Source organism: Niastella yeongjuensis (assembly GCF_900110245.1).
GTDB lineage: Bacteria > Bacteroidota > Bacteroidia > Chitinophagales > Chitinophagaceae > Niastella > Niastella yeongjuensis.
The window spans coordinates 707866-734391 of sequence record NZ_FOCZ01000002.1; the positions used below are offsets into that span (position 1 = coordinate 707866).

General features: G+C 44.8%; 18 protein-coding genes. 14 read left to right on the top strand and 4 right to left on the bottom strand.

From position 1 onward, the window contains the following. Positions 1 to 128 precede the first annotated feature (128 nt). The 7 genes from BMX95_RS07605 to BMX95_RS07635 all read left to right on the top strand — a co-directional run bounded on the left by BMX95_RS07605 (position 129) and on the right by BMX95_RS07635 (position 11150). The gene (locus tag BMX95_RS07605) at positions 129 to 758 is read left to right on the top strand and encodes an acetyltransferase (protein ID WP_081201484.1); all 630 of its coding nucleotides are present in this window, start codon (positions 129 to 131) and stop codon (positions 756 to 758) included. A 102-nt stretch (positions 759 to 860) separates the two neighbouring features. Then, complete coding sequence (locus BMX95_RS07610) at positions 861 to 2072, top strand: DegT/DnrJ/EryC1/StrS family aminotransferase (RefSeq protein ID WP_081201486.1); 1212 nt, start codon at positions 861 to 863, stop codon at positions 2070 to 2072. A gap of 289 nt (positions 2073 to 2361) precedes the next feature. Then, positions 2362 to 4347, top strand: a complete 1986-nt coding sequence (locus tag BMX95_RS07615) for a polysaccharide biosynthesis protein (protein WP_081201488.1) — start codon at positions 2362 to 2364, stop codon at positions 4345 to 4347. A 153-nt stretch (positions 4348 to 4500) separates the two neighbouring features. Next, entirely contained in the window at positions 4501 to 5331 is an 831-nt protein-coding gene (locus tag BMX95_RS07620) for a polysaccharide deacetylase family protein (RefSeq protein ID WP_081201490.1), read from the top strand. Between the two features lie 34 nt (positions 5332 to 5365). Beyond that, the gene (locus BMX95_RS07625; RefSeq protein ID WP_081201492.1) at positions 5366 to 5917 is read left to right on the top strand and encodes a serine O-acetyltransferase; all 552 of its coding nucleotides are present in this window, start codon (positions 5366 to 5368) and stop codon (positions 5915 to 5917) included. A gap of 70 nt (positions 5918 to 5987) precedes the next feature. Further along, the gene (locus BMX95_RS07630) at positions 5988 to 6755 is read left to right on the top strand and encodes a polysaccharide deacetylase family protein (protein ID WP_165758971.1); all 768 of its coding nucleotides are present in this window, start codon (positions 5988 to 5990) and stop codon (positions 6753 to 6755) included. A gap of 570 nt (positions 6756 to 7325) precedes the next feature. Continuing rightward, complete coding sequence (locus BMX95_RS07635) at positions 7326 to 11150, top strand: PKD domain-containing protein (RefSeq protein WP_081201496.1); 3825 nt, start codon at positions 7326 to 7328, stop codon at positions 11148 to 11150. A gap of 147 nt (positions 11151 to 11297) precedes the next feature. On the opposite strand, the gene BMX95_RS07640 is transcribed toward BMX95_RS07635, so the two are convergent. From BMX95_RS07640 to BMX95_RS07660, 4 genes are all read right to left on the bottom strand, one after another. Further along, positions 11298 to 11510 carry a YtxH domain-containing protein gene (locus tag BMX95_RS07640; protein WP_081201498.1) on the bottom strand — a complete coding sequence of 71 codons (213 nt, stop codon included), beginning with the start codon at positions 11508 to 11510 and terminating at the stop codon, positions 11298 to 11300. Positions 11511 to 12001: 491 nt separating this feature from the next. Continuing rightward, on the bottom strand, positions 12002 to 12619 hold the full coding sequence (locus BMX95_RS07650; protein WP_090519335.1) for a GNAT family N-acetyltransferase: 618 nt from the start codon (positions 12617 to 12619) through the stop codon (positions 12002 to 12004). Between the two features lie 347 nt (positions 12620 to 12966). Next, complete coding sequence (gene cobA / locus BMX95_RS07655) at positions 12967 to 13710, bottom strand: uroporphyrinogen-III C-methyltransferase (RefSeq protein ID WP_081201504.1); 744 nt, start codon at positions 13708 to 13710, stop codon at positions 12967 to 12969. A 24-nt stretch (positions 13711 to 13734) separates the two neighbouring features. Next, on the bottom strand, positions 13735 to 14421 hold the full coding sequence (locus tag BMX95_RS07660) for a Crp/Fnr family transcriptional regulator (protein ID WP_081201506.1): 687 nt from the start codon (positions 14419 to 14421) through the stop codon (positions 13735 to 13737). A 327-nt stretch (positions 14422 to 14748) separates the two neighbouring features. On the opposite strand from BMX95_RS07660, the gene nirB reads away from it, so the two are divergent. The 7 genes from nirB (at position 14749) to BMX95_RS07695 (ending at position 26518) form a co-directional block, all read left to right on the top strand. Beyond that, positions 14749 to 17250, top strand: coding sequence for a nitrite reductase large subunit NirB (nirB, locus tag BMX95_RS07665; RefSeq protein WP_081201508.1), 2502 nt, complete (start codon positions 14749 to 14751; stop codon positions 17248 to 17250). Between the two features lie 265 nt (positions 17251 to 17515). Beyond that, positions 17516 to 17866: a nitrite reductase small subunit NirD gene (gene nirD / locus BMX95_RS07670; protein ID WP_081201510.1), complete on the top strand. Its 351-nt coding sequence runs from the start codon at positions 17516 to 17518 to the stop codon at positions 17864 to 17866. A 219-nt stretch (positions 17867 to 18085) separates the two neighbouring features. Continuing rightward, complete coding sequence (locus BMX95_RS07675) at positions 18086 to 19636, top strand: alginate export family protein (RefSeq protein ID WP_177193683.1); 1551 nt, start codon at positions 18086 to 18088, stop codon at positions 19634 to 19636. A gap of 35 nt (positions 19637 to 19671) precedes the next feature. Then, entirely contained in the window at positions 19672 to 20958 is a 1287-nt protein-coding gene (locus BMX95_RS07680; protein WP_081201512.1) for an MFS transporter, read from the top strand. Between the two features lie 57 nt (positions 20959 to 21015). Next, positions 21016 to 24534, top strand: coding sequence for a nitrate reductase (locus BMX95_RS07685; RefSeq protein ID WP_081201514.1), 3519 nt, complete (start codon positions 21016 to 21018; stop codon positions 24532 to 24534). Positions 24535 to 24641: 107 nt separating this feature from the next. Then, the gene (locus tag BMX95_RS07690; protein WP_081201516.1) at positions 24642 to 26135 is read left to right on the top strand and encodes a rubredoxin; all 1494 of its coding nucleotides are present in this window, start codon (positions 24642 to 24644) and stop codon (positions 26133 to 26135) included. Positions 26136 to 26230: 95 nt separating this feature from the next. Next, the gene (locus BMX95_RS07695) at positions 26231 to 26518 is read left to right on the top strand and encodes an Rdx family protein (protein ID WP_081201518.1); all 288 of its coding nucleotides are present in this window, start codon (positions 26231 to 26233) and stop codon (positions 26516 to 26518) included. The last annotated feature ends 8 nt before the right edge of the window (positions 26519 to 26526 follow it).

Genomic DNA, 26526 nt, shown 5'->3' on the forward strand with positions numbered 1-26526 from the left:
ATATTGCGCATCAAATATAAGTGTGTATTTTTACGCCACATATTTGATGCCTTTCTTTGTATTTACCTAATTGAGTACTGTTTACTATTTCTGTTAAAATCCTTTCTGAGAATTGCCCTTATCAACTTATGTCGTTTACCAATCGAATATTATTGTATGGCGCAAGTGGCCATGCGAAGGTGATTTGTGAAGTACTGGAGAGCCAGGGCCGGATTCCCAATGGATTGATTGATGACAATCCGAACGTAAAAACGTTACTGGATTATTCTGTGTATAATACTTTGCAGCAGGCTGCAGTAGTACCGGAAGATGAGTTTATCATTTCTATAGGAAGTAACCGCATCCGAAAAATAGTAGCTCAAAAATTAAATGGGGTACAATTTACCAATGCAGTTCATTCGTCAGCAGTGATTTCACCACGTAGTTCAATTGGTCAGGGAACTGTGATAATGGCTAATGTTTCGGTAAATGTGCACAGCGTCATAGGAGAACATGTTATATTAAATACCAATTGTTCCATTGATCATGATTGTGTAGTGGACAACTTTGTACATATATCACCCAATGTTGCCCTGGCAGGAGATGTGCAGGTGGGAGAGGGCACGCAAGTGGGTATTGGCGCCTGTGTAAAACAGGGAATTCGCATAGGTAAGTGGGTAATGATAGGTGCGGGTGCTGTTATAATCAGGGATGTGCCGGATCATGCAGTGGTGGTGGGCAATCCCGGCCGGATCATTAAGATGAATGAGCCGGTATGATTTTAGAAAAAAATAGTTTGTAGATAATATTTAAATAACCTGATTGGCTGAACTTGTTTTATCTGCAAAAGCATTTTATTTTGCCAATTTAAGTTGCATTCAATGAAAGAGAAAATCTGGTTGTCGTCCCCGCATATGGGAGAAAAGGAATTGGAGTATGTTCAGGAAGCATTTGCTACAAACTGGATTGCGCCGCTGGGCCCTCATGTAACTGGTATGGAGCACGACCTGGAAGCGTACCTGGGAAATAATGTGCATGTGGCAGCATTGAGTTCCGGAACAGCAGCCTTGCATCTGGCATTAATAATACTGGGCGTTAAAGCCGGTGACGAAGTAATTTGCCAGTCACTGACTTTCTCAGCTTCCGCCAACCCTATCGTATACCAGGGAGCTTCACCTGTATTTGTCGACAGTGAAGAAACCACCTGGAACATGTCGCCCGAATACCTGGAACTGGCTATACAGGACCGTATTAAAAATGGTAAAAAGCCCAAGGCGATCATTGTAGTGCATTTGTATGGTATGCCTGCTCAAATGGATGAGATCATGAGCATTGCCCGCCAGTACCAGATACCAGTAGTGGAAGATGCTGCCGAGGCATTGGGTTCAACATACAAGGGGAGAGCTGTAGGTACCTTCGGCGATCTGGGCATTCTTTCCTTTAACGGGAATAAAATAATAACCACTTCAGGTGGTGGTGCGCTTATATCGGCCAATGAAGGATATATAAAGCAGGCCCGATTTTTAGCTACCCAGGCCCGGGATCATGCCCCCCATTACCAGCACTCACAAATCGGGTATAACTACCGGATGAGTAATATATGTGCGGGTATTGGCCGTGGTCAAATGGAAGTACTGCCTGAACGGGTTGCCCGGCGCCGGTACAATTTTGACTTTTACAAACAAGCCCTGGAGGATATAAAAGGAATAGCGTTTATTACCGACCCGGGTAAAGATTATTATTCCAACCATTGGTTAACAACCATCCTGGTTGACAGTGATCAGTATTCAGTTATTGATATTCAGAACGCTTTGCATGAAGATAATATCGATTGCAGGCCGTTATGGAAGCCTATGCATTTGCAACCGGTATTTAAAAACTACCCGTATTATGGCAATGGGGTAAGCGATGGTCTGTTCGATAAAGGGCTTTGTTTACCATCGGGTTCAAATTTAACTGATACTGAGTTAAACCGAGTGGTGGCGCGCATCAGGGAAGTGGTGAAAGTGAAAAAATCATCCAAAAATATTGCGAATAATCCAATTAGTTGCGTAACTTTCGCTTTAGTTACAGCCCTCGCAACGTTCCTATGAAATGTCCTCATTTTCAAATCCAGCTGTTGTCCTTCTATAATTAGCCTCCTTTGATCAATATCCTGGTGTAAAAATCCGCCTGTTGTTGTTGTAGTGGTAATCCTTTGAACTTCCTAGAGTTTACAATCCATTTTTCTGTGCATTCAGGTTAACCCCGGATCCATATTTCCTGCGTAATATCCATGTTTCGCTTGGCCATCCATTGCATAACGCACATGGTCATTCCATTTATTTCCTGGAAAATCCACGTGTTAGGAACAATCAACATTGTAAACTTATTGCTAATAGCATGAAGAAGTTTCTGTCATTCTCCAGGCCTGTACCCAGATGGGTAATATTGATAATAGACCTGGTTATTACCGGGTTCTCATTTACGTTATCATATTTTGTCATAAAACAATTTGAGTTCTCCGCAATATTGCGCGGGCACTTTTTTGTATATACCATTCTTTATTGCGCACTGTCGTTGCCGGTGTTTTATTTCATGCGCATACACACGGGCATGCTGCGCTTTTCGAATGTATACGACATGATGCGGATTTCCCTGGCGGTACTTATCACCGGTGTGTTATATCCCATTGCTGTTGTATTCGTTGTAAACAGAGAATATCATATTAACTCGCTGAACATTCCGGGTGTGTTGTTGATAAACTTTTTTATCAGCTGTACCCTGCATATGATGTTGCGTTCTGCGGTTCGTGGCTTTTATTATTATGTAAAACATAATGCCATTGTGTTGAAGGAAAATGTGCTGATCCTTGGCAGTGATACCGAAGCCATGCTGGTTAAACAGGCCGTTGAATCGAGCATCACCAATAAATTCGTAATTGCCGGTTTTGTAGAGACCGATATCAACAAAGCAAACGTAACCATTCAGCAGAAGAGAGTTTATCACATCAGGGAGCTGCCTTTACTGAAAACAAAGAAGAAGATCGATAAGCTGATCCTGATGAACGAACAGCTCGATAGCAAGGATAAAAAAGTGGTGATTGAAAAATGTTTACAGTTCGGGATAAAAGTATTAACGGTTCCCCCTTCTGACCAATGGATCTATGGCAAGCTGAGCCTGAAACAAATTCAGGAATTGAGGATCGAAGATCTGTTGCAACGCGAACCCATCAATATCAACAATGAGCAAATCTCCGGTGAGTTAAGTGGTAAAAGAATTCTGATCACCGGTGCGGCTGGTTCCATTGGTTCTGAAATTGTACGCCAGGTATTGTCGTTCGGTCCGGAAGCAGTGATCCTGTGCGATCAGGCAGAATCACCTTTGCATGAAATTCAGCTGGAGATGGAAGAGAAATTCCCCGGCTCCGATATAAAGATCTTTATAGGAAATATTCGCGATCGCAACCGTATGCAGATCCCCTTCCGCGAATACCGCCCGCATTTTGTATTCCATGCTGCTGCCTATAAGCACGTGCCCATGATGGAAAGACACCCGTCTGAAGCCATTCTTACCAATGTAATGGGTACAAAGATCATTGCTGACCTGTCGGTGCTGTACAACGTACACAAGTTTGTAATGATCTCAACCGATAAGGCGGTAAATCCAACCAATGTAATGGGTACCTCCAAACGGATCGCTGAAATGTATGTGCAGTCGTTGAGTACGGTTGCCGATAACCTGGTAGATCAGACCATTATGGGTCTCATCAACGGCCAGGATAAAAATGCAGCAAACGGCACCAAAACGAAATTCATTACCACCCGTTTTGGAAACGTGCTGGGTTCCAATGGTTCGGTAATTCCCCGGTTCCGTCAACAAATTCAACAGGGTGGACCGGTTACTGTAACACACCCGGAGATCACCCGTTATTTCATGACCATCCCCGAAGCAGTTCAGTTGGTAATGGAAGCGGCGATCATGGGTAAAGGTTCAGAGATCTTTGTATTCGATATGGGTAAACCGGTAAAGATCGTTGACCTGGCGTTGAAGATGATCCGCCTGGCTGGTTTAACACCCGATGAAGACATCAAGATCGTATATAGTGGTTTACGTCCCGGCGAAAAATTGTATGAAGAGTTATTGAATGAAAAAGAGAAAACACTGCCAACGCACCACGAGAAGATCAAAATTGCCAAGATCATACCTTGCTCACATAAAGTTGTAAGAGATATTGAAGAATTGATCAGTATGGGCCGGCTGGAAGATAACTATGGAATTGTGAAAAAGATGAAAGAGCTGGTACCGGAATTCAAGAGCAAGAATTCTCAATACGAAAAACTTGATCTACAACTTAATAAGGCCTTTACAGCAACGGCCGCCGATTGAAACACCAACCATGATAACAGGCAGCAGCCATAGTATATTGATGGAACCCGAGAAGCAATGTATTATGATGGTTGTTGCCTGTTCATTTTTTTTACGTGGGTGTTATTCCTGTGAGCGTCGTCAGCAATTAATTAACCTCAATATTCCCGTTCCATGGTATACCTGATAATACCAGTAGCAATCCTGGTTGTAGCCTTCATCCTGATGTATTTATATGCAGGACCTTTTTATAAGGGATTGCCTGTGCTGGTTTACCACAAGATCAGCAGTACAAAGAAACCCGACTTTTTAACTGTTTCTGCTTCGTGCATGCGCGAGCAGCTTGAATACATCACAAAAAAGGGATACACTACCATCTTTTTAAGTGATATGATCGATCACCTGGAAAAAGGCACACCGCTGCCGTCCAAGGCAATCATGATCACGCTCGATGATGGTTTCAGGGATAATTACACCGACCTGTATCCCTTATTAAAAGAATTCAATTGTAAGGCCAATATTTTTATAGTAGCGGGCTTTGTACAAACGCCCGATAACCTGGGGCCCCGGGCCGAAGGGGAATTTATGCTGGTGGAAGAAGCCAAAGAGCTTTGCAGTGAACGCGTTCAATATGGCCTGCATACCATGTATCACAAGAGCTATCACCATATGACGCTGGAGGAAATCGATGAAGATATGCGCCTGAGCAAAGAACGGCTCGATTACCTGGGTATTCCTTACCAGCCGGTCTTTGCCTATTCATTTGCTGCGCATATGTCGCATGAGCCTGTAAAACAGAAAGCCGTGTTTGGCATCCTGAAGAAATATGGGGTTCGCTATGCCTTTAAAGTAGGCGACCGGCTGAATAAGTTTCCCATGCAGGGCATGAACCCGTATTTGTTGAACCGGCTAACGGTAACCGGTTCCTACGACCTGTTTAAGTTTAAAATGGCCACCATAGGTTTTATTAGAATAGTTAAGCGTTTTGAACGCATAATGAAGTAACGTATCCCGATTTAAAAATTGAAAACACGAGGTAATGGACGAGTTGATCAGGTCAGACCTTTACCGGTACTTTGGCAGGAACGACAGAAAAGCGTTTTTTAAAGGTCTCGCCGTACCCGGTTTTAGGTACACTTATGTTTTGAGGAAATGCGCCAGCCATAAGAAATATTCCCTTCCCGGTATTTTTTACCGCATGTTATACCAGCGTTATAAATACAAATATGGCTTTCAGATCCCCATTACCACCAAAATAGGGAAGGGGTTATACCTGGGCCATTTTGGAATGATAGTGGTGAATGGCAAGGCTGTAATTGGCGATAACTGCAACCTGGAACATGGGGTAACTATTGGCCAAACCAACCGGGGTAAAATGAAAGGCAGCCCGGTTATTGGAAATAATGTATGGATCGGTACCGGTTCGGTACTGGTGGGTAATATTAAAATAGGCGACAACGTGCTGATTGCCCCCAACTCCTATATTAATTCAGATATTCCGGCCAATAGCCTGGTTTTAAGTAATCGTGCGCTTGAAATAATACCTAAAGAGAATGCGGTAGAAGGATATGTAAATAACCCGGTTAAATGATGCACTGATAATGGTAGTATATTTAATAATAGCGTTATTAATAGTAATTGCGGCGTTATATATAATTAAGATGGGATCTGCATTTGGCGGATTACCGGTTTTGAATTACCACAAAATAAGCGGCGGTAACGATTTTGATTTCCTTACCGTGAACACGGCCGAACTGCGTAGGCATTTTAGTTACCTGAACGAAAAGGGGTATACCACCCTCTTCATCAGTGATGTACTGGCCCATATAGAACAAAAAAAGCCATTGCCGGCCAAACCGGTTATGATCACGCTCGACGATGGCTACCGCGATAATTACACAGCTTTATACCCGCTGCTGAAAGAATATAATATTAAGGCGAACATCTTCCTCGTAGCTGGTTTTATTCAGTCTCCGGATAACAAACACCTGGTGCCCAACCCCATGGGGGAGTTTATGCAGGTAAAGGAAGCGTTGGAAATGAGTAAAGACATGGTGGAATTCGGCCTGCATACTTTCAGTCACCAGAGCTATTCAAAACTGAGCCTGCCGGAAATAGCAACAGACCTTAAAAAAACAAAAGACAGGCTGCAGGAACTGGGCATACCCGTTCAACCCTGTCATGCTTATACATTTGGTGCCTACAGCCAAACGAATGATGACAAGCGTCAGGCTTTGTTTGAACTGCTGCAGCAGCATGATGTACGCCTGGCTTTCCGCGTAAGTAATTGGGTAGATAAACAGCCCCTGCAAAACAGATACTTCATCAGCCGTATTCACGTAAGCGGTTTGTTTCCCTTCTGGAAATTCAAAGTAGCGGTGTGGGGTTTCATTAAGATCTTCAACCGTTTCGAAAGCATCATGAAATAACTTCAAAAGACCCGTGTGGTAAATTGTTTCTAATACAATTATCGGTAACGGGCATCTGTTTTAGGTTTCTTCTTCTTTATAGTATATATGTCTGCCAGTTCTATTAAGTTTTAGTCTTAATGGGACTGGCTTTTTTATTTTTTGCCACTTCACCTGCTGCTCGTTTTTCTCAACCATCGTACAATTCCTTTTCCATCCTTAATTTCTCAGATTCTTCCAGGTCAGCTGTTTTCCACATTTAACTAAGTACAAGTGCTTATTGAAAACTAGTAATAATTCCATAATGAAATAGTATGTTTCCGTTGCTGGCATACCCATGATTACTATTTTTAAAAATCTAAAATTCCCGGTCATACTTTTTTTTATTGTGTGCAGTTTATAATAAATGCCAATACAGTAGTGAGTTCTGTGAGGATGAATATTTTAAAAAAGGTGTCATATTCTAAAATGGACAATGTGTTTGACTTAAGTCTATTTTTTTATGAAACTTTTAGTGTTTGTTTTTTTGGGCATCATGTTTGTTGAGCTACTCGTGAAATTACTCTTTAAGAAAAACGTAAAAATATCCCTATGAATCACAACACTACTCGAAGGAAGTTCCTCCGTGATGCGTCTTTGACTGCTACCGGAGTAGCTATTACTGCCCAATTGGGGGCGAAGAAGCAAGAAATCCGTGCCAGCGTAGTTAAGTGTGCGCCACGACAAACATTCGCACTTGAAGGTTCTATCTCCACAGTAAAATCAGGCAGCTGGTCTGATCCGGGTACATGGGGTGGAAAATTACCCGTGCCTACAGATATCCCACTCATCTCATCAGGGCATACAGTTACGTATGACTTAACCACTGCTAGTTATGCAGGCGTAGCTGTAAGCAGCGGAGCCACATTACAGTTCGACAGCAACAAAAGCACTACGTTACAATCTACAGGCAATGTAGTAGTAGAAGGAAAATTAACGATGCGTCCCTCTTCTGCCAGTGTAATTCAAAAGTTACAATTTATTAATATCAACGAAAGCAAGTTCGTTGGTGGCGGAATGGATGTATTGACTACAGATGTTGGCTTATGGGCTATGGGTTCGGGTATTCTGGATTTGATAGGAACTAAGAAAACTGCGTTTGTTCGTGCGGCCGGCAGCGTTGCCCTGGGCGCCACTACCATTAATTTAAACAGCTCCCCAGCAGGCTGGCAGGTTGAAGATGAGATCAGCATCGCTCCAACCGAGTCACCTACTGTGGGTAACGCTTATCTAAGTGGCTTTGATGAGCGGACTATTAAAAGTATTTCAGGTTCCTCCATTACCTTAAGCGCAGGGACCCTGCGTGCGCATCCGCAAATCAACAACATGTGGAGTGCAGAGGTAATCAACCTCACCAGAAATGTGCGCATTGAAGGAACTGCCAACGGCAGAACGCACATCTTCATTCGTTCATCCGTACCACAAACAATTTCGAACATTCAGGTAAGGTACATTGGTCCCCGCAAAAACCGGGGTGGCGACAGTACCGCTGAATTTGTTCCAGGAAGATATGGTATTCACTTTCACCATTGTGATAACGGTACTGTAGGCACGATGGTTGAAGGTTGTGTTATTCGCGACACCGGTAGCCACTGTTATGTTCCACACTCTTCGAACGGTATCACACTGAAAGGCAACGTTGCCTATAATGGAATGGAGATTGCCTTCTGGTGGGACGTGCTTGACTTTACGCATGGCACTGTATGGGATGGAAACCTGGTAGCCATCAGCAAGTTCATTCACGAAGCGCTCGATGTAGATTCTGAAGACGCACCCACCTTTGCATCCAGCGGGTTCTTATTGGGACCCGGCGACGACAACGTTTGTAACAACAACGTTTGTATAGGCACAACCGGCGACTTCAGGGCCGGCGGCGCTTATTACTGGATGGAAGGATTGATTGAAAGCGTTTGGGAATTCGAGAATAATATAGCCCATAACTGCCATGCAGGTTTGGTTTCCTGGCAGAACAACCTGAAGAACCACATTGTAAGGGACTCCATTGTGTATAATTGTGGCCTGGGCATTTACCACGGCGCGTATACCAACACCTATCTGTACACGGGTGGTTATGTTTACAATAGCCAGATAACGATCAAGGCATCATCAGGCAACAGCAACGCCCTGAAATTCCAGAATATGGTGATCGATGCCGCCGGTCTTGATTACGCCATTGTGCTGGATGAAGGTCCGCTGGATGGCGAAAGACCCGTGTTCATCAGGAACTGCACCATTACCGGCCACAAAAAGGCAGGTATCATGAATGCCTCGCCAGTGGCAACAAAAGACCTGGATGTAATACAATGTACAACATCGGGCATAGCGGGTGGCGCGCTTTCTTTGTTAGCCAGCGCAGTAGATTATCTGTTGAGTTCCCTCGCAGGCTCCGCTGAAAATATCAGGGTGCAGCCTGTTAGCGGTACGCCCTATATGCTTTCAAAATCAGGTAAAGCTAATATTGCTCCGTTTGCTGCCTCCATCTGGGGTGACGGAAGGGGGTTGAAAGGCGAGTATTTTTCTGACGCCAATTTATCAAAGCTGGTATTTACCAGAACCGATCACAACGTAAGCTTCCTCGATTGGACGCAGCTGGGTGTGCATTATAAAATAACCGGCAATACTTACTCTGTACGCTGGTCGGGAAAAGTAATGGCCCAGTATACCGAAGCGTATACCTTCACTGCAGAAACAGGCGGTGGGGTACGTTTGTGGGTGGATGGCAAACTGATCCTCGACAGCTGGAAAGAAATGTATCCCGGCCAGTTAAATGCAACCGCCGTTAACCTGGTGGCCGGCCAGAAGTATGATATCAAACTGGAACACTTTAATACAGATGACCGTAAAGGAATGGGTTTATACTGGACAAGTGCCAGTACAAAAAAGGAGTATGTTCCTATGGACCAGCTCTTTTCTGATCCCATTGGTACACAACCACCACCTGCCAGCAATCAGCCGCCAATTGCCAATGCCGGCGCTGATAACAGCATTGTATCCTCCAGCAACAACACAGTAACCCTGGATGGTGCAGCTTCGAAAGATACTGATGGCACCATCAAAACCTATGCATGGACAAAAATCGGTGGTCCTTCGCAATACAGCATTACCAACCCGGCAGCCGCAACAACAACGGTAGGCGGTTTGGCGGTGGGTGTATATGTGTTCCGATTAACAGTTACCGACGATAAAGGCGCTTCTGCCTCAGATGATGTAACCATCACCGTGCAGGCGGCTAACGTGGCGCCTGTGGCCAATGCGGGTGGTGATATCAATATTAAAATGCCTACCAGCAGCGCTCAGCTGAACGGTGGCGCATCAAAAGATCCCGACGGCACTATAGTAAAATATGCCTGGTCAAGAGTAAGCGGGCCTTCCAATGTTAATTTTAACGACGCCGGTTCTGCATCAACCTTAGTGACCGGACTGGTTGCGGGTACGTATGTGTTACGCTTAACGGTTACAGACGATAAGGGCCTCACTGCTTCTGATGATGTGAATGTAATCGTAAGTAATTCCACTACACCGGCCAACCAGGCGCCCGCTGCCAATGCTGGCCAGGACCAGGTAATTACCCTGCCGGTAAACAGTGCTACTCTGGATGGTTCCAAATCAACGGATCCTGATGGAAGTATTACCAAATATGTTTGGTCACAAGTGAGCGGGCCTAATACATCCCTGATTGTCTCTCCGGGTTTTTCCACTACTCAGGCGAAAAATCTGGTAGCTGGCACTTATGTATTCAGGTTAACAGTAACTGATAACGGCAATGCTACGGCCAATGATACTGTTACGATTCTGGTAAAAGATACTGTAGCATCACCAGGCAATCAGCCGCCTGGTGCCAATGCCGGTCTTGATGTTACCATGACCCTTCCAAAGAACAGCACGCTGTTGGATGGATCGAAATCATCCGATTCAGACGGCAGGATCGTTAGTTACAAATGGTCGAAAGTAAGTGGGCCGCCAACCTTTGGTTTGTCAACCCCGTCTGCTTCCACCACGATGCTTAACAACCTCATTGAAGGTACTTATTTATTCCAGCTACAGGTTACCGACGATAAAGGGGCAATGGCTACTGATACGGTTACGGTGAAGGTAGTTGCCGATAAAACACCGCCGCCGCCACCAGACCTGGGTATCTTAACTGTAAAAGTGAAGCCCAATCCTTCCACTACTACGTTCACATTGATGATCACCAGTGCGAATACGGATTCCATCTTTATTCACATTTACGATTCAACGGGTGGTTATGTAACCTCCATTTATAATGTTAGCAATGTGGCCAATGTTACCGTGGGTGCCTATTGGAGACCGGGAACATATACAGCAATAGTATGGCAGGGAAGTATAAAAGTGATAGTTAGACTGGTAAAACAGTAATCCAGATTTTAAACAGCCCCCCTCCAACCTCCCCACCAGCTGGCGGAGAGGCCAGAAGGGGGTTTTTTATTTCCGACAGATAGGAACAAAAAAAGAGCAGGCCAACGGCCTGCCCGGATATGGTCTTTCGGTGTTGAAACCGGAATCTTACATTTCGGTTTGCATCCGAGAAGAGGCTTTTTCGGCAGCTTTTTTACCATTTTGCCACATGTCGCTCAGTTTATCAGACCATTTGCCGGCAGAATCTTTAATATTTCTTCTTAAGTCAGTTCCTTTTTCAGGAGCTAATAACATTCCCACTGCAGCGCCTACAGCAGCAGCGCCTACCAGGCCCAGAATAACTTTAGTTGTTGTAGTCATGATTATAAATTTTAAATAAGTAATAGATATGTTGTACTGTATCTTCTTCAAATCCTGTTCCGCATTTAATGATTTGACTAATAGGAATGTATATAAGAGCTACTGTCCATAAAAATCCCCATTGAGGGAACAACGGGTTACGTTGTTTACGGGTGCCGGCAATCAATACAATGGCACCAACAAAAAAGGGAGGGAACCAACATTGATTCCCTCCCTGGGTTTAATGATTCTTTTAGACTGCTTGATGCCCATGGTTCCATGGGTGGATAAGGTATTGAAGGATAAGGCAAGCAAACTAAGGAGAATTAGTGGGGTTGCGCTATAGGACAAGTTTAACTTAGGACAAGGTGCAATACTGGACAAGGTTGTAAACCAAGAGCGGTAAGGAGCAAAAGAGTGTAAAGAGGTTTTATGGAAAGCACTTGACAGCTCTTTTACTCACTTTTAGCTCTTAGTTTTTAGGACAAGGTTAGGACAAGGTTGGGACAAGGTTAATGGACTTCTGGTATAAAGCTTTGTCTTGTACAAACTAATAGGTTACATACTGTATATTGACTAAACACCTGTTCCTGGTGCCTGAATCCGGCCTTTAACAAGATCTCGTTGTACATTTTATTCCCGGCTTCGGGTTCAGCGATGATCTGTTTGATCTCCGGGAATAAAAAGAAATATTCCAAACAGGTTTGAAGGGCTTTGAGATGTAAGGGGCGAACTGTTTTCTTATTGGAATTCATCAATAGTCGAATAACATAACTGCCAGATGAATCTGGAAAGGTATCATATAACCCGTCTTTGTCAGCGGAGCAAATATCGACCTGGCAAAGCGCCAACCGGTTATTCAGCAAAACCATAAAAGAGCGGGCAAAGTCGGAACTGCCTGCATACAGGTAACTGGCTGCCACGGTATTGGCCGCACGGCTCAGTTTCCATGCCCAGCTATAAATGGCGGGCATATCACGGGGAATGCTAAATGGGCGTAACGATAATGTATACGAAGAATGTGGAAAGAGTTTGGTATAAACTATTTCATTCTTCGGGTGCAGGCAGGTAGAGGAAAGGAACCCATCCTTCCCGCCTGTAATACCTGGTGTAGAGCATGTTATTTGCATAACTAATGATAGCTTCCGGTAGTTTTAGCCGGAAACCTGGAGAGTGCCTAACCAGAGCCCTTGTATAAAATTCAGAAGAATTTAAGGCGAGTATCGCTAAATTTCTTCCTGTTGCTACTTGTGACAGAATACCTCGTTTAAAACACCGAAACGCTGGTGCGTGACAACAGAAAAAATGTGAATCTTATGTGAATACTATTCACCATATAGCTGATTATACAGAGAAGTACTTAGCTTATGCATCCTTGACAGGAATCCTGTAATAAACTACGATTTGAAGTATGAATTTGTCGTAATGTATAACGATATATGATAACCGTTAATATGTATTATAGGTTTATTAGTGGTTATTCAGTGCCGGCCAGTAATGCAGTATCGGTAACGGGACCAATAATAATAAGTGCCGGGTGAGTGATGTGTTGTTCTGTTGCCAGTTGTGGCAGGTCTTTGATTGCGCCCCTGACAAGTTTATGATACGGCAACGAAGCATAATGAATAATAGCCGCAGGCATATCGCCATAACCTTTATCGATGTATATGTTGGAGATCTCAGGCAGTTTTTTCATGCCCATATAAATTACAACGGTGGCTTTGCTTTGTATAGCCAGTTGCAGATCGGCAGATAAAGAACCATCTTTCCTGGTACCGGTAACTACCCAAATACTTTCGCTGATGTTCCGGAAGGTTAAAGGAATGTCATAAAAACCGCTGGCCTGCATGCTGGTAATACCGGGGATGAACGTTGTTTTTATACCATGATGTCGTGCGTACAATATCTCTTCGAATCCTCTGCCAAAAATGAAAGGATCGCCGCCTTTTAACCGAAGCACCCTGCCTTTTGAAAAGGCTTTCTCTTTTATGAGTTCATGTATTTGTTCCTGCGGTGTATAATCGCCATAAGGAAGTTTACCTACATAAATGTTTTCGCAGCCAGGTTTGGTATAATCGAGCAATGATTTATTGACGAGGTTATCATATAACACAACCGGTACTTCCTGTAAAAGTTTATATGCTTTTAAGGTGATCAGTTCGGGATCGCCTGCGCCGGCGCCTGCTACAATTAATTCGGGTTCTACAGTTAATGCTGCCACTAAAGAATAATTTTAATAAAGAGATTATTGAACGGTATATGTAAGTAACTTATCGGCATCTGTTATATAAATGTTCCTGCCCGATAAGGCTATGCTGCCTTCCTGCACCAGTTCGTTCATGAGCCTGAATACTGTTTCATAAGTAGTGCCGGTATACGAAGCCAGGTCCTGACGGCTCAGGTTGATATCCAGAAAACCGTCAGGTGATGTGCCAAAGGTTGACTGAATAGATAACAAGGCCTGGGCAATTCTTCCTTTAACCGGCATGTGCGCCAGGTTGCGCATCTTTTTTTCCGACTCTTTCAATTCACCGGCAAAGAACATCATTAGTTCATATAAAAATTGTGGGTTTACTTTCAAAGTCGATTGAAAAAAGCCAATGTCGATAAAACACACTTCGCCCGGCTCTAATGCAGTGGCCGACACAGGATAAAAAACATCATTACCTAAGCCGCGATGACCCAGTATGGCGCCGCTTCGGGCCAGGCGAACGATCAGTTCCTTATCTTCCGTCCATTTTTTATGAACCTTGAATGTTCCTTTATATATAAAGTAGATGCCGGTAACCTCGGTGCCTTCGGTAAAAAGCAGTTCGCCTTTATTTACATGAAAGCTCTGGCGATGGGCGTCAACAGCCGGCAGCCATTCTTTTGAACACAATCTGCATAAAAAGCAGCTCTTCAGATCACAACCCTGTTTGTTTCGTTTCACCGGTAAAAATTATATGTAATAATAATTAATGTATGCTTTTTGGGCCGAACCTGTTCGCAAAATCGCAATAGCTTATGATTGACTTAATGCTTTCTGGTTCGTACCTCAAAAGTGAGACAAAAATCTATATAATTAAACATTAGTAAAATAAATATATTATCTATATTTGAGAACTGAGTAAAAATTACAACAAAAAGAGCGTATTTTTATTACAGAGATCACAAAACAATGGATAGAAATTTAGTGAATTGCCATCTTGTTCTTATATGTGATTTAAATTAATGTAACGATTGCCTGCGAATTAACTGACACTTAAAACCGCAGATTATGAAAATTGTAGTTATCGGCAATGGAATGGTTGGATACAAGTTTTGTGAAAAGCTTACAGCCAAAGCCCAATCAGGGCAATTTGAAATTGTTGTTTTTGGGGAAGAAATCCGTCCGGCTTACGATCGTGTTCATCTAAGTGAATACTTTGCCGGTAAAACAGCCGAGGACCTCACCATGGCAGGTCTTGACTGGTATGAAGAAAAAAACATTAAACTGTATTTAGGAGATCCCATCTCTTATATAGATCGCGAACAAAAGACCGTTCGTTCTCACCATGGCATTACTGAATCTTACGACTATCTGATTCTGGCCACCGGCTCTGCAGCCTTTGTACCACCTATCCCCGGTGTTGAAAAAGAAGGTGTTTTTATATACCGCACTATCGAGGACCTGGAACTGATGACCGCCTATGCTAAAAAAGCAAAGACCGGTGCAGTAATTGGCGGCGGTTTGCTGGGCCTGGAAGCGGCTAAAGCCATGATTGACCTGGGCGTAACCAATACCCACGTTATTGAATTTGCTCCCCGTCTTATGCCCCGGCAAATTGATGAGGCCGGTTCCAACATTTTAAAAGCAAAGCTTGAATCTTTAGGGCTTTCCATTCATACAAGTAAGAACACGTCCGGGATCCTGGGCGATCAGTTTATCAATGGTATGCAGTTCTCAGACGATACCAAACTGGATGTTGATATGCTGGTGATCTCAGCCGGTATCAAGCCGCGTGATGAGCTGGCAAAACTGGCTGGTTTGGAAACAGGCCACCGCGGTGGAATTGTGGTGAACGATAAATTGGCAACTGCCGATCAATTCATTTTTGCCATTGGCGAATGTGCGCTGCATGGTGGTATGATCTATGGGCTGGTGGCACCCGGTTATGAAATGGCCGAAGTGGTAGCTGCCAACCTGATGGGCGGCGACAAATCGTTCACCGGTTTCGATATGAGCACCAAACTGAAACTGATAGGGGTTGACGTGGCCAGCTTTGGTGATCCGTTTGTGTCGCATACCGAAGGACGCAGCATTGTGCTGGAAGACAGTATGAAGGGTGTATACAAACGCATCAATATTTCAAACGACGGAAAATATTTATTAGGCGGTATCCTGGTGGGCGATGCAGATGCATACAACATGCTGCTGCAAACCTCCAAGAATAAAGTGGTATTACCGCCCAATCCTGAAGATGTGATCCTGGGCGCCCGTGGCGGATCTGGCGGCGAAGGCGGAGCAGGTATAACCAGTTTGCCCGACGACGCGCTGATCTGCAGTTGCGAAAGCGTTTCAAAAGGCGATATCTGCCAGGCGGTATGCGATGGCAACGAAACCATGGATGCTGTTAAGAAATGTACCAAAGCCGGTACCGGTTGTGGTGGCTGTGTGCCCATGGTAAAAGACCTTATCACGCATACTCTTAAATCGCAGGGAAAATATGTACGCAATGTTTTATGCGAACACTTTAATTACAGCCGTCAGGAACTATACGACCTGGTGAAGGTGCATAAGCTCATGACGTTTGACGAAGTGTTGAATAAACTGGGTACAGGCGATGGTTGCGAATTGTGTAAACCACCGGTAGCTTCTATTTTGGCCAGTCTTTGGAATGAAATGATCCTGGCAAAAGGAAACGATACTGCGCAGGACAGCAACGACCGCTTTTTGGCCAATATTCAAAAAGGTGGTACCTATTCTGTAGTACCTCGTATTCCCGGCGGAGAAATTACGCCTGAAAAACTGATCGTAATAGGGGAGGTGGCCAGGAAATACAATCTGTATACAAAAATAACCGGCGGTCAGCGTATCGATCTGTTTGGTGCGCACGTAAGTGATCTGCCCGCTATTTGGAGTGAACTGATCGCTGCAGGTTTTGAAAGCGGTCATGCATATGGTAAAGCATTGCGTACGGTAAAAAGTTGCGTGGGCAGTACCTGGTGCCGCTTTGGTTTGCACGACAGTGTTAGCTTCGCTATCCGGATTGAAGAAAGATACCGCGGTTTGCGCGCACCGCATAAATTGAAATCGGCCGTATCGGGTTGTATCCGCGAGTGTGCCGAAGCGCAAAGCAAGGATTTCGGGATCATCGCTACGGAAAAAGGCTGGAACCTGTACGTGTGCGGAAACGGTGGTTCAAAACCACAACACGCCCTGTTGCTGGCCACCGATCTTGATTCGGAAACCTGCATAAAATACATCGATCGCTTTTTGATGTTCTATATAAAAACAGCCGATCCATTAACGCGAACAGCTACCTGGCTGAACAAAATGGAAGGGGGTATCGATTACCTGAAAAATGTGGTAATAAACGACAGTTTGGGTATTGCCGGCCAGCTGGAAGCAGAAATGCAATTGCTGGTAGACAATTATAAATGCGAATGGAAAGAAGCAGTGGAAAATCCTGAGATCCGCAAACGGTTCTCGCATTTTGTAAATGCACCCGAAGTAAAAGATCCTTCCATCACTTTTGAACCCATGCGGGAGCAGAAAAAAGCGAAGGAGTGGAAGTAGCATAATCAAACAACACGCATCATCTGTTGGCCGGGCCGCGGGGCCGCCATTCTTCTGATAATTTCTTCTGATACACTAAAACACTCACACACACTTGCTATGTGGCCGACCGGTTTATTGACTGGCTGCGGCTACGTATTCTAACGATTGTTTGCCTGCATCAAAAAAATGCAGCGGGTTTTTATTTCCCCATTTAATGCCATAAGAAAAATTGATCAGCGAGAGCTGAACAGGGACTCTTTTTTGTAAAACTCAATGACATGTTATGATCCAAGAAAACGTACTTACCTGGTTTTTAGCCTGCCGTACCACTGATGTGCCTGATAACGGGGGTGTTTGTGTAAAGTATCACGATGATCAAATTGCCTTGTTCAATTTCAGTCGTCGGGGTGAGTGGTATGCCACACAAAATATGTGTCCGCACCGCATGCAAATGGCCATAAGCCGGGGAATGATAGGCACACAAAACAGCGAACCCAAAGTGGCATGTCCCTTTCACAAAAAAACCTTCTCCCTTTCCACCGGAAAATGTTTGAGTGGTGATGATTGCGGCGATTTAAAAACCTATCCGGTTAAAATTGAAAATGACCTGGTATATATAGGAATTGAAGAATAACGAAATATGTTTTGGTTGATGGTTCTAACGGTTGCCTGCTTATGACTTTGGTAATAATTGCCCGCCATATTTTCTTCCAATTTTGTAACCAAAATTCACTGCATGATAAGATCGAAAAACGACGCAGCCGATTAAAAACCCCGGCAGATGGCAGTCTGTCCGGGGGAAAGTAAATCACATCAAACGAATGGATCATCTTTAAAAAACCAAAACAAAAGTATGAGGAAAAAATTAATTTTCATGGCAGTAACCGGCATTGTGTATTTCCTGGGAAGACCCACCAACGGCGTTGCGCAATTTTCCCTGACGGGGCAGTTGCGTACGCGTACAGAAGTGCGTGATGGCTATGGAACACTTAATGCAAAAGGTACTGACCCTGCTTTTTTAACCTCTCAACGGGCCCGCTTAACCTTCGGCTACAAATGGGACCGGATAAACTTCAACTTTTCTGTTCAGGATGTACGGGTATGGGGACAGGATGCTTCTACCATTAATAATGCCGATGGAAACAAACTGATGGTGCATGAAGCCTGGGCAGAAGTAACGCTTATGAATGTGGCTGATACCACCATAAAGACAAAGGGTATCGACAATCTTTCTTTTAAGATCGGCCGTCAGGCTTTAATATATGATGATGTGCGGTTGTTGGGCGACCTGGACTGGTTGCAACAAGGCCGCCGCCACGATGCATTACTGGTAAAAGCAATGCACCATGGCTGGCAGGTTGACCTGGGCGCCGGGTTCAATCAAAATACCGATGCATTTGGTTATACCGGAACCGGCTATGTGGCAGGCAACGTTCCTCCCTATGTTACCAACTCTCTGGGTGAACTGGTGGCCACACCGGCGGGTATGTTACCCCTGTCGCCCAATGGAGCCGTGGGTGCTGCCAGCAGCAAAGCGGGTGCACCCGTGCTGGCTAATAATGTAAGCACCAATGGCATGAACCAGCAATATAAAAGCTTCCAGATGCTGTATATAAGCCGCAAGTTTGGAGAGGTGAAATTCGCAGGGCTTTTCTTTAAAGATGATTTCGCAAAATACCGGCTCGATTCTGCCGGCAGCGATGCTAACGGTTTTGTATATGGCAGAAGATACGATGTGAAAGGAGTGAACAGCCGGCTTACATACGGTTTAATGATCAATGGCTCTTTTGGCAACGCAACCGCTTTGAAAAATTTCTGGCAGGTAGGCGCTTATTTTCAAAGTGGTAAAGACCGCGATGGAAAAGACCTGAATGCTTCCCATTACACCGCCTCGCTCACTTTACAAAAAGGTAAATTCAGCTTTGGTCCCGGTTACGACTATTTATCAGGAAACAGTGCAACAACACCGGCCAACGAAACGCATCGTTTCGACCCCCTGTATGGTACGCCGCATAAACATTGGGGCTATATGGATTACTACTACGTAGGAACAGGTTCGCCTGTAGGTGGTTTGCAGGATGCCTACTTTAAAGTGAAATACCAGGCCACCAGATTTTTTGTAAGCCTCGATGCACACAATTTTATGCTGGCGCAGAATATGGCGAATGCAGCTGATCCCGAAAAAGCGAATATCGATAAGAATTTAGGCTACGAATTTGATTTCATCGCCAATTATTCACTCAATAAGTTCACTACACTGGAGCTCGGGTACTCATACATGAAGGCAAACAACAGTACCGAGTATGTAAAAAGAACCACTATGGACCAGGCAAGGCACAATGCCAACTGGGCGTACCTGATGATCAATATACGTCCGGATTTTTTTAAATCTAGCAGCAAATAAATTAGGGAGCCCCCCTCCACTTCAATCTAAAAAATATGAATCAACCACTCGATAAACTGAAAATTTTCTCGCTCAGCGGCATTCAAATGAGAACATTCCACATTACCTGGCTGATGTTCTTTGTTTGCTTTTTTGGCTGGTTTGGTTTGGCTCCGCTGATGCCAACAATACGTGCCGATCTTGGATTAACAAAAGCACAGATTGGAAATATCATTATTGCTTCCGTGTCATCTACCATTGTTGCGCGCCTGGTCATTGGCCGGTTGTGCGACACCTGGGGGCCGCGTATTACTGCAGTACGGTTGCTGTTGGTGGGTTCTATCCCGGTTTTCCTGGTAGGACTGGCAAATGATTATACCACCTTTCTATTGTTCCGCCTGGCAATTGGTGTCATCGGCGCTTCATTTGTAATTACCCAGTTTCATACCTCTATGATGTTTGCCGCAAAAATAAAAGGTACAGCCAATGCTGTTACCGGTGGCTGGGGGAATTTGGGTGGCGGTGTTACAAACATGGTTATGCCGTTGATCTTTGCCGCTATCGTTGGCTTTGGTTATACGCCGCACAACGCCTGGCGTTTAGCCATGATAGTACCGGGTATAATGATGCTCATCATTGCATTTTTATATTACAGGTTTACGAAAGATACGCCTGCCGGTAACTATAAAGAGATTGGCCGTACGGGTAGCGCAAAAACCAAAACCGATTGGTCGATACTGGGCGACTGGCGCGTATGGGCTTTGGCACTTGCATATGGTATGTGTTTCGGCATGGAGATCACCTTCGATAACGTAGCCTCCTTACATTTTGTAGATACATTCAAGCTGGATCAAAGCAGTGCCGGATTTTGGGCAGGGATCTTCGGCTTTATGAATCTTTTTGCCCGCGCACTGGGTGGTATTGTATCAGATAAAGTGGGGAACAAGTATGGAATGCGTGGCAAGGGTTTGTTGTTGGGTTCTGTTTTGATGCTGGAAGGACTGGGACTGCTGGTGTTTGCCCAGGCTGGAACGCTGGTGCTGGCAATTGCCTCCATGTTATTGTTTGCCCTGTTCCTGAAAATGGCCAATGGCGCCACTTACGGTATTGTACCATTTATAAGCGATAAAAATGTGGGTCTGGTTGCTGGTATTGTGGGCGCTGGTGGCAATCTGGGTGGTATGGCCTTCGGGTTTTTGTTTAAATCGGAATCTATTACTTATATAGAAGCCTTCCGTTACATAGGCATTATTGTGATCGTTATTTCAGTTGTAATATTTATTACCCGGTTCCGTAAGAGAGAAGCAAAAGAAGAACTGGAACCGGCAGTAGTAGCGGCCTAGCAGGTAATGCGTGTATGCTCTTAAGACAATAGAATAGGTTTTATCAAAAGCATTAGTATGAATAATCAGCATCCCGTTTCAGTGACTACTACCTGCAGCTATTGCGGGGTGGGTTGTGGTATAGTGGTAAATAAAGATAAGAAGGGGAACATTACGGTTGAAGGCGATAAGAATCACCCGGTGAACAAGGGTATGTTGTGCAGCAAGGGGATGAACCTGCATTATACCGTAAATGATAAAAGCGACCGCTTGTTGTACCCGCAAATGCGTTATAACAAGAACATGCCCCTGCAACGGGTATCGTGGGATGATGCGCTGGACCGTACAGCGGCTGTATTCAAAACTTTCATTGATAAGTATGGACCTGATTCTGTAGCTTTTTATGTATCGGGGCAATGCCTTACCGAAGAGTACTATGTGATCAATAAACTGATCAAAGGTTTTATTGGCAGTAACAATATCGATACCAATTCGCGCCTGTGTATGAGCAGTGCGGTGGCGGGTTACAAAATGGCACTGGGCGAAGACAGTGTGCCTGGTTGTTATGAGGATATAGAATTGGCCGATTGTTTTTTTATAACCGGTGCCAATCCGGCCTGGTGTCATCCTATTTTATGGCGCCGGATAGAGGCGCATAAAGCGGGCAATCCGCATGTAAAGATCATTGTGGCCGATCCGCGTAAAACAGATACCTGTTCCCTGGCCGATGTTCATTTGCAATTGAATCCCGGAACTGATATCACCCTGAACCACGCTATTGGCCGTTTATTGATCGAGAATGGGGATGTAGACCTTGATTTTGTAAAGAACCATGCCGAGGGTTACGAACAATATAAAAAGATCGTTTTTCAAAGAACGCTGGCTGAAGCAGCTGAGATCTGCGGAATAGACAAAGCCCTTATTATTCTGGCAGCACAGCACATTGGGAATGCCAAAGGCTTTATGAGTTTGTGGACGATGGGTCTTAATCAAAGTGCAGTTGGTGTAAACAAGAACCTGAGTTTGATCAACCTCAACCTCATTACCGGTCATATTGGTAAACCCGGTTCTGGTCCGTTTTCATTGACCGGTCAACCGAATGCAATGGGTGGTCGGGAAGTAGGAGGGTTATCGAACCTGTTGCCGGCCCATCGCGTGCTTGCCAATCCCAAACACCGGGAGGAGGTAGAAAAATTCTGGGGCGGAAAACAAATCTCGCCCAAACCCGGGTTAACGGCTACGGAGATGTTCGATGCATTGAATGAAGGCAAATTGAAAGCGATCTGGATCATTTGCACCAACCCGCTGATCAGTTTGCCCAATGTGCGGGCAGCTGAAGAAGGTTTGAGGAAAGCCAAATTTGTGGTGGTACAGGAAATGAGTAACAAACCTGAGACCCTGAAATATGCCGATGTGATCCTGCCTGCTGCCACCTGGACGGAGAAAGAAGGCACCATGACCAACTCTGAGCGCCGCATTTCTTATTTGAACAAGGTTGTTGATGCACCCGGTGAAGCATTGCCCGATGCCGAGATCATTTGCCGGTTTGCCAAAAAAATGGGCTACCAGGGTTTCGATTACGACAATGCATCGGCCATATATGACGAACATGCGCAATTGACGGAAGGCACTAACATCGATATCAGCGGATTGAATTATGGTTTAATAAAAAACAGGAGGTCAGTGCAATGGCCGTATCCGAAAGGAGAAACAGGCCAGGGCACTGTACGCTTGTTTACCGACAAAACATTTTATACCCCCTCCACCAAAGCCATCATTCACCCGGTTCCCGATGAAAATACCAGTGAAAAACCGGATGGCGATTTTCCCTTTATTCTCACTACCGGCCGGATCCGCGATCAGTGGCATACGATGAGTAAAACCGGTAAGGTGAATAAACTGAAACAACATATTTCGCAATCGTTCCTGGAAATACATCCCGATGATGCGCGCCAACTGCATTTAAAAGATGGCGACATCGCTGTAGTAAGCTCGCGCCGGGGTGAAGTACGGGTAAAGGCCCAGGTGACGAATACGATAAAGCCGGGTGTGGTGTTCATTCCCATGCACTGGGGCAAGATCCTGAACAGCGATTTGAACCGTGCGAATAACGTTACCAGCGATAAGGTAGATCCCATCTCAAAAGAACCGGATTTTAAATTCTGTGCCGTTCAGGTAGCACCCTATAAAAAGCCCCGTCAGCGGATTGTGATCATTGGGGCAGGTGCCGGTGCCTTTGGGTTTGTAAAATCGTACCGCGAATTGAATAAGGAAGATGAACTAGTGATCTTCAGTAAAGAGAATTTTCCTTTTTACAACCGCGTCATGTTGCCCGATTATATCAGTGGTACCCAAAACTGGGAGCAGCTGATCAAAATGAAAGAATCGGAAGAATCGTCATACAATATCAGGTTATACAAAGGCGTCAGTATAGAGAAAATAGACCGGGAGAACAAATGTGTACTCGATTCAACCGGTCGCACCACTTATTACGATGTGTTGTTGATGGCTACCGGCAGCCGGGCAAATATGCCTCGTAATGTGCCTGCTTTAAAAGGCATTTTCACCATGCGCAGCCGTACCGATGCCGATGAATTTAAAAACCACGTACCTGCCGATGGACATGTAGTGATCGTAGGCGGTGGTTTGCTGGGGTTAGAGCTGGCGGCATCTTTACGCGAAGTAGGCATAAAAGTTACCATTATCCAGCGCATTTCGCGTTTCCTGGATCGCCAGCTCGATCCATTGGGAAGCCAGTTCCTGCACGATGAAATGGTTGATCAGGGTTGTGATATTTATTATGATGATGAAGTGCAGTTGTTCTATGGCCGCACTGAATTGACCGGTGTTCGCCTGAAAAGCGGAAAGGTGATCGATTGTAATGCGCTGGTATTTGCCATTGGAACGGTGCCTAATATAGAGCTGGCAAAAGAAACCGGACTGCATTGTCAACGGGGTGTAATTGTAAATGAGCGGCTGCAAACCAGCGATCCAAATGTATTTGCCATTGGAGAAATTGCCGAATTTGAAGGCATCCTATATGGTATTACTGCCGGGGCTGAACAACAGGCGCATGTGGTTGCCCACTATCTGCAGGGCGATATTGCCAGTTACTACAAGGGCACGCTGTTCATGAACATTATCAAGATCCATGGCTTTGATCTGTGCAGCATTGGTATACCCGAATGCCCGAATGAAGATTACGAAGAGATCATTTTCCTCGATAAAGCAAAACGGTATTATAAAAAATGCATCATCCACCAGGACCGGCTGGTAGGTGCTATTTTGATCGGTGATAAAACGGAGTTCCAGGAATTCAGGGAGCTAATTGCCAATAAGATTGAGCTGAATGAAAAACGCTTGCAACTATTACGCAGTGGTAAAAAAGCCGAGCCGGTACTGGGCAAGCTGGTATGCAGTTGCAACAATGTGGGCAGCGATAACCTGAAAAATAAAATAAATGAAGGTTGTACCGACTTCAAACAATTGTGTTCATCAACAGGAGCGGGTACGGGTTGTGGATCGTGTAGGCCAGAAGTACAAAGGATACTCGAAGAAACTTTGGCAGGAGTGACGAGTAATGTACTTGCAAAGTAGCAGGTTAAAAAGGGTAAGCGTCAAACATGAAATCTTTATTAGGCATCCTCCCCCACCGTGGGGAGGTAAGGAGGGGGGCCTGCAACAATTAAAACGAAGAACTCATTATGCGAAAGTACCATCATATAAAGATCAATCTTCCTGGCGGTATTATGGCGGCCGGTGACCTGCATACGTGGATGGAAGCTGCAGAACGATGTGGGGTAGACCAGGTACAGTTTGGAAACCGCCAGCAATTGTATTTCGTGGCCGATAGCTCCAACGAAAAAGAGTTTCGTAAAGAGCTGGACCAGCTGGGTGTTTTTTATGAAGCCAATCATGATGAATACGCTAATATACTTACCTCCTATGTGGCTGAAGATGTATTTCAAAATGCCAACTGGTTAAGCGAGGGCGTGTATAAAGACATTCTGGGTTTGTTCGATTACTGGCCAAAAATGAAACTAAACCTGGTTGATGCCAGCCAGAGTTTTATTCCCTTCTTTACCGGTAATATCAATTTCATTTCATCACCGGTAAATAATTACTGGTACTTATATGTACGTTTTCCAAAGACCACGGTTATTTATTGCTGGAAAGGGTTGATCTATTCCGACGATATTCCCCGCATGACCTGGCTGCTGGAAGAAGCAATTGCTGCCAACCCCGCTTTGACCGATGGTGATGCCCTGTATGAAATGGTGCATAGTAAACAGCTGTTCGTGACGCAGCCGCTTACCAACGAATTGGCCATCCCGAAATTTGCCTTGCCTTATTATGAAGGCTTTAACCGCTATGGCGAAAAAACCTGGCTGGGTATTTACCGGCGCGATGAATGTTTTCCCGTTTCGTTTTTGAAGGATATTGCTTCGCTGTGTTTGAAAACCAAAGTAGGTCAGTTGTATGTTACTCCCTGGAAATCGCTTATCATAAAAGGTATTGCACAAAACGATCGTACGGCCTGGGAGTATGTGTTGAACACGTACCGCATCAATGTACACCATGCCGCCAATGAACTGAACTGGCAGATAGAAGACCTGAGTGAAGAAGGACTGAACCTGAAACGATACATCATTCGTCAGTTCGATAAAGACGATGTACGTACGCACGGACTTAGTTTTGCCATTAAAACCAAATCGAAGTCCGGCTTATTTGGTTTGTTTGGGGCGGTTGTGATAGCCAAGCAGCAGAATGCAAGCCGTAATAAAAGTGTGGCCATGAACCGGTACGATATCATGTACACCAAAGATTTCAACCCCAACTCGCGCGAATATATTTTATTCAGAAAGGGGGTGCAGAAAGAAGAACTGGGCGCCTACCTGATCTCGCTTTGCAAATATTTTTATGACCTTACTACCGAAGCCGATAAAATATTGCACAATGTTTACCGGCAGGAAGTAGTACAGGATACGGCAACAAAAGTAGTGGTGAACATACCCGTTATACACCAGTGCCGGCATTGCTTTACCGTATATGATGAGCAGTACGGCGATAGTATAAATGACGTTGCCGCCGGTACCCCGTTCAATCAGTTGCCGGCTACCTATCTGTGCCCGGTTTGCGAATCGCCGAAAACGGAGTTCGAGGCGGTGCAGGGCGAAGCGGCAAAAAGCATAAACTAACAATAGTTAATATCCATATTTAACAATCTGTTTTCTTCCCCAAAATGTGACTTAGGTTAGCTTTCCCGGTGGCACTGAACCCTTATCTTTGTTTCATGAAACCTACTGTAACAATAGAATATTGTCCTAAATGCGGATGGTTACTCAGGGCTGCGTATATGGCACAGGAGTTGTTGACCACCTTTGCAGATGAATTGCAGGGTGTGTTGCTAAAACCCAGCGAGGTAAGTGGCCGGTATACTATTTGCATCGGGGAGCAAAAGGTTTTTGATCGAAAAGAAATGGGCGGTTTCCCTGAAATTAAAGAAGTGAAGCAATTGGTACGTGATGTAGTGGCCCCCGGCAAAAGCCTGGGTCATGCAGACCGCAAAGTACAGGACTGATTGCTTTG

What these genes read in the sequence shown, in the direction of transcription:
- BMX95_RS07605 (WP_081201484.1), top strand. Translation starts at nt 129, where the DNA reads ATGTCGTTTACCAATCGAATATTATTGTATGGCGCAAGTGGCCATGCG.
- BMX95_RS07610 (WP_081201486.1), top strand. Translation starts at nt 861, where the DNA reads ATGAAAGAGAAAATCTGGTTGTCGTCCCCGCATATGGGAGAAAAGGAA.
- BMX95_RS07615 (WP_081201488.1), top strand. Translation starts at nt 2,362, where the DNA reads ATGAAGAAGTTTCTGTCATTCTCCAGGCCTGTACCCAGATGGGTAATA.
- BMX95_RS07620 (WP_081201490.1), top strand. Translation starts at nt 4,501, where the DNA reads ATGGTATACCTGATAATACCAGTAGCAATCCTGGTTGTAGCCTTCATC.
- BMX95_RS07625 (WP_081201492.1), top strand. Translation starts at nt 5,366, where the DNA reads ATGGACGAGTTGATCAGGTCAGACCTTTACCGGTACTTTGGCAGGAAC.
- BMX95_RS07630 (WP_165758971.1), top strand. Translation starts at nt 5,988, where the DNA reads ATGGGATCTGCATTTGGCGGATTACCGGTTTTGAATTACCACAAAATA.
- BMX95_RS07635 (WP_081201496.1), top strand. Translation starts at nt 7,326, where the DNA reads ATGAATCACAACACTACTCGAAGGAAGTTCCTCCGTGATGCGTCTTTG.
- BMX95_RS07640 (WP_081201498.1), bottom strand. Translation starts at nt 11,510, where the DNA reads ATGACTACAACAACTAAAGTTATTCTGGGCCTGGTAGGCGCTGCTGCT.
- BMX95_RS07650 (WP_090519335.1), bottom strand. Translation starts at nt 12,619, where the DNA reads ATGCAAATAACATGCTCTACACCAGGTATTACAGGCGGGAAGGATGGG.
- nirB (WP_081201508.1), top strand. Translation starts at nt 14,749, where the DNA reads ATGAAAATTGTAGTTATCGGCAATGGAATGGTTGGATACAAGTTTTGT.
- nirD (WP_081201510.1), top strand. Translation starts at nt 17,516, where the DNA reads ATGATCCAAGAAAACGTACTTACCTGGTTTTTAGCCTGCCGTACCACT.
- BMX95_RS07675 (WP_177193683.1), top strand. Translation starts at nt 18,086, where the DNA reads ATGAGGAAAAAATTAATTTTCATGGCAGTAACCGGCATTGTGTATTTC.
- BMX95_RS07680 (WP_081201512.1), top strand. Translation starts at nt 19,672, where the DNA reads ATGAATCAACCACTCGATAAACTGAAAATTTTCTCGCTCAGCGGCATT.
- BMX95_RS07685 (WP_081201514.1), top strand. Translation starts at nt 21,016, where the DNA reads ATGAATAATCAGCATCCCGTTTCAGTGACTACTACCTGCAGCTATTGC.
- BMX95_RS07690 (WP_081201516.1), top strand. Translation starts at nt 24,642, where the DNA reads ATGCGAAAGTACCATCATATAAAGATCAATCTTCCTGGCGGTATTATG.
- BMX95_RS07695 (WP_081201518.1), top strand. Translation starts at nt 26,231, where the DNA reads ATGAAACCTACTGTAACAATAGAATATTGTCCTAAATGCGGATGGTTA.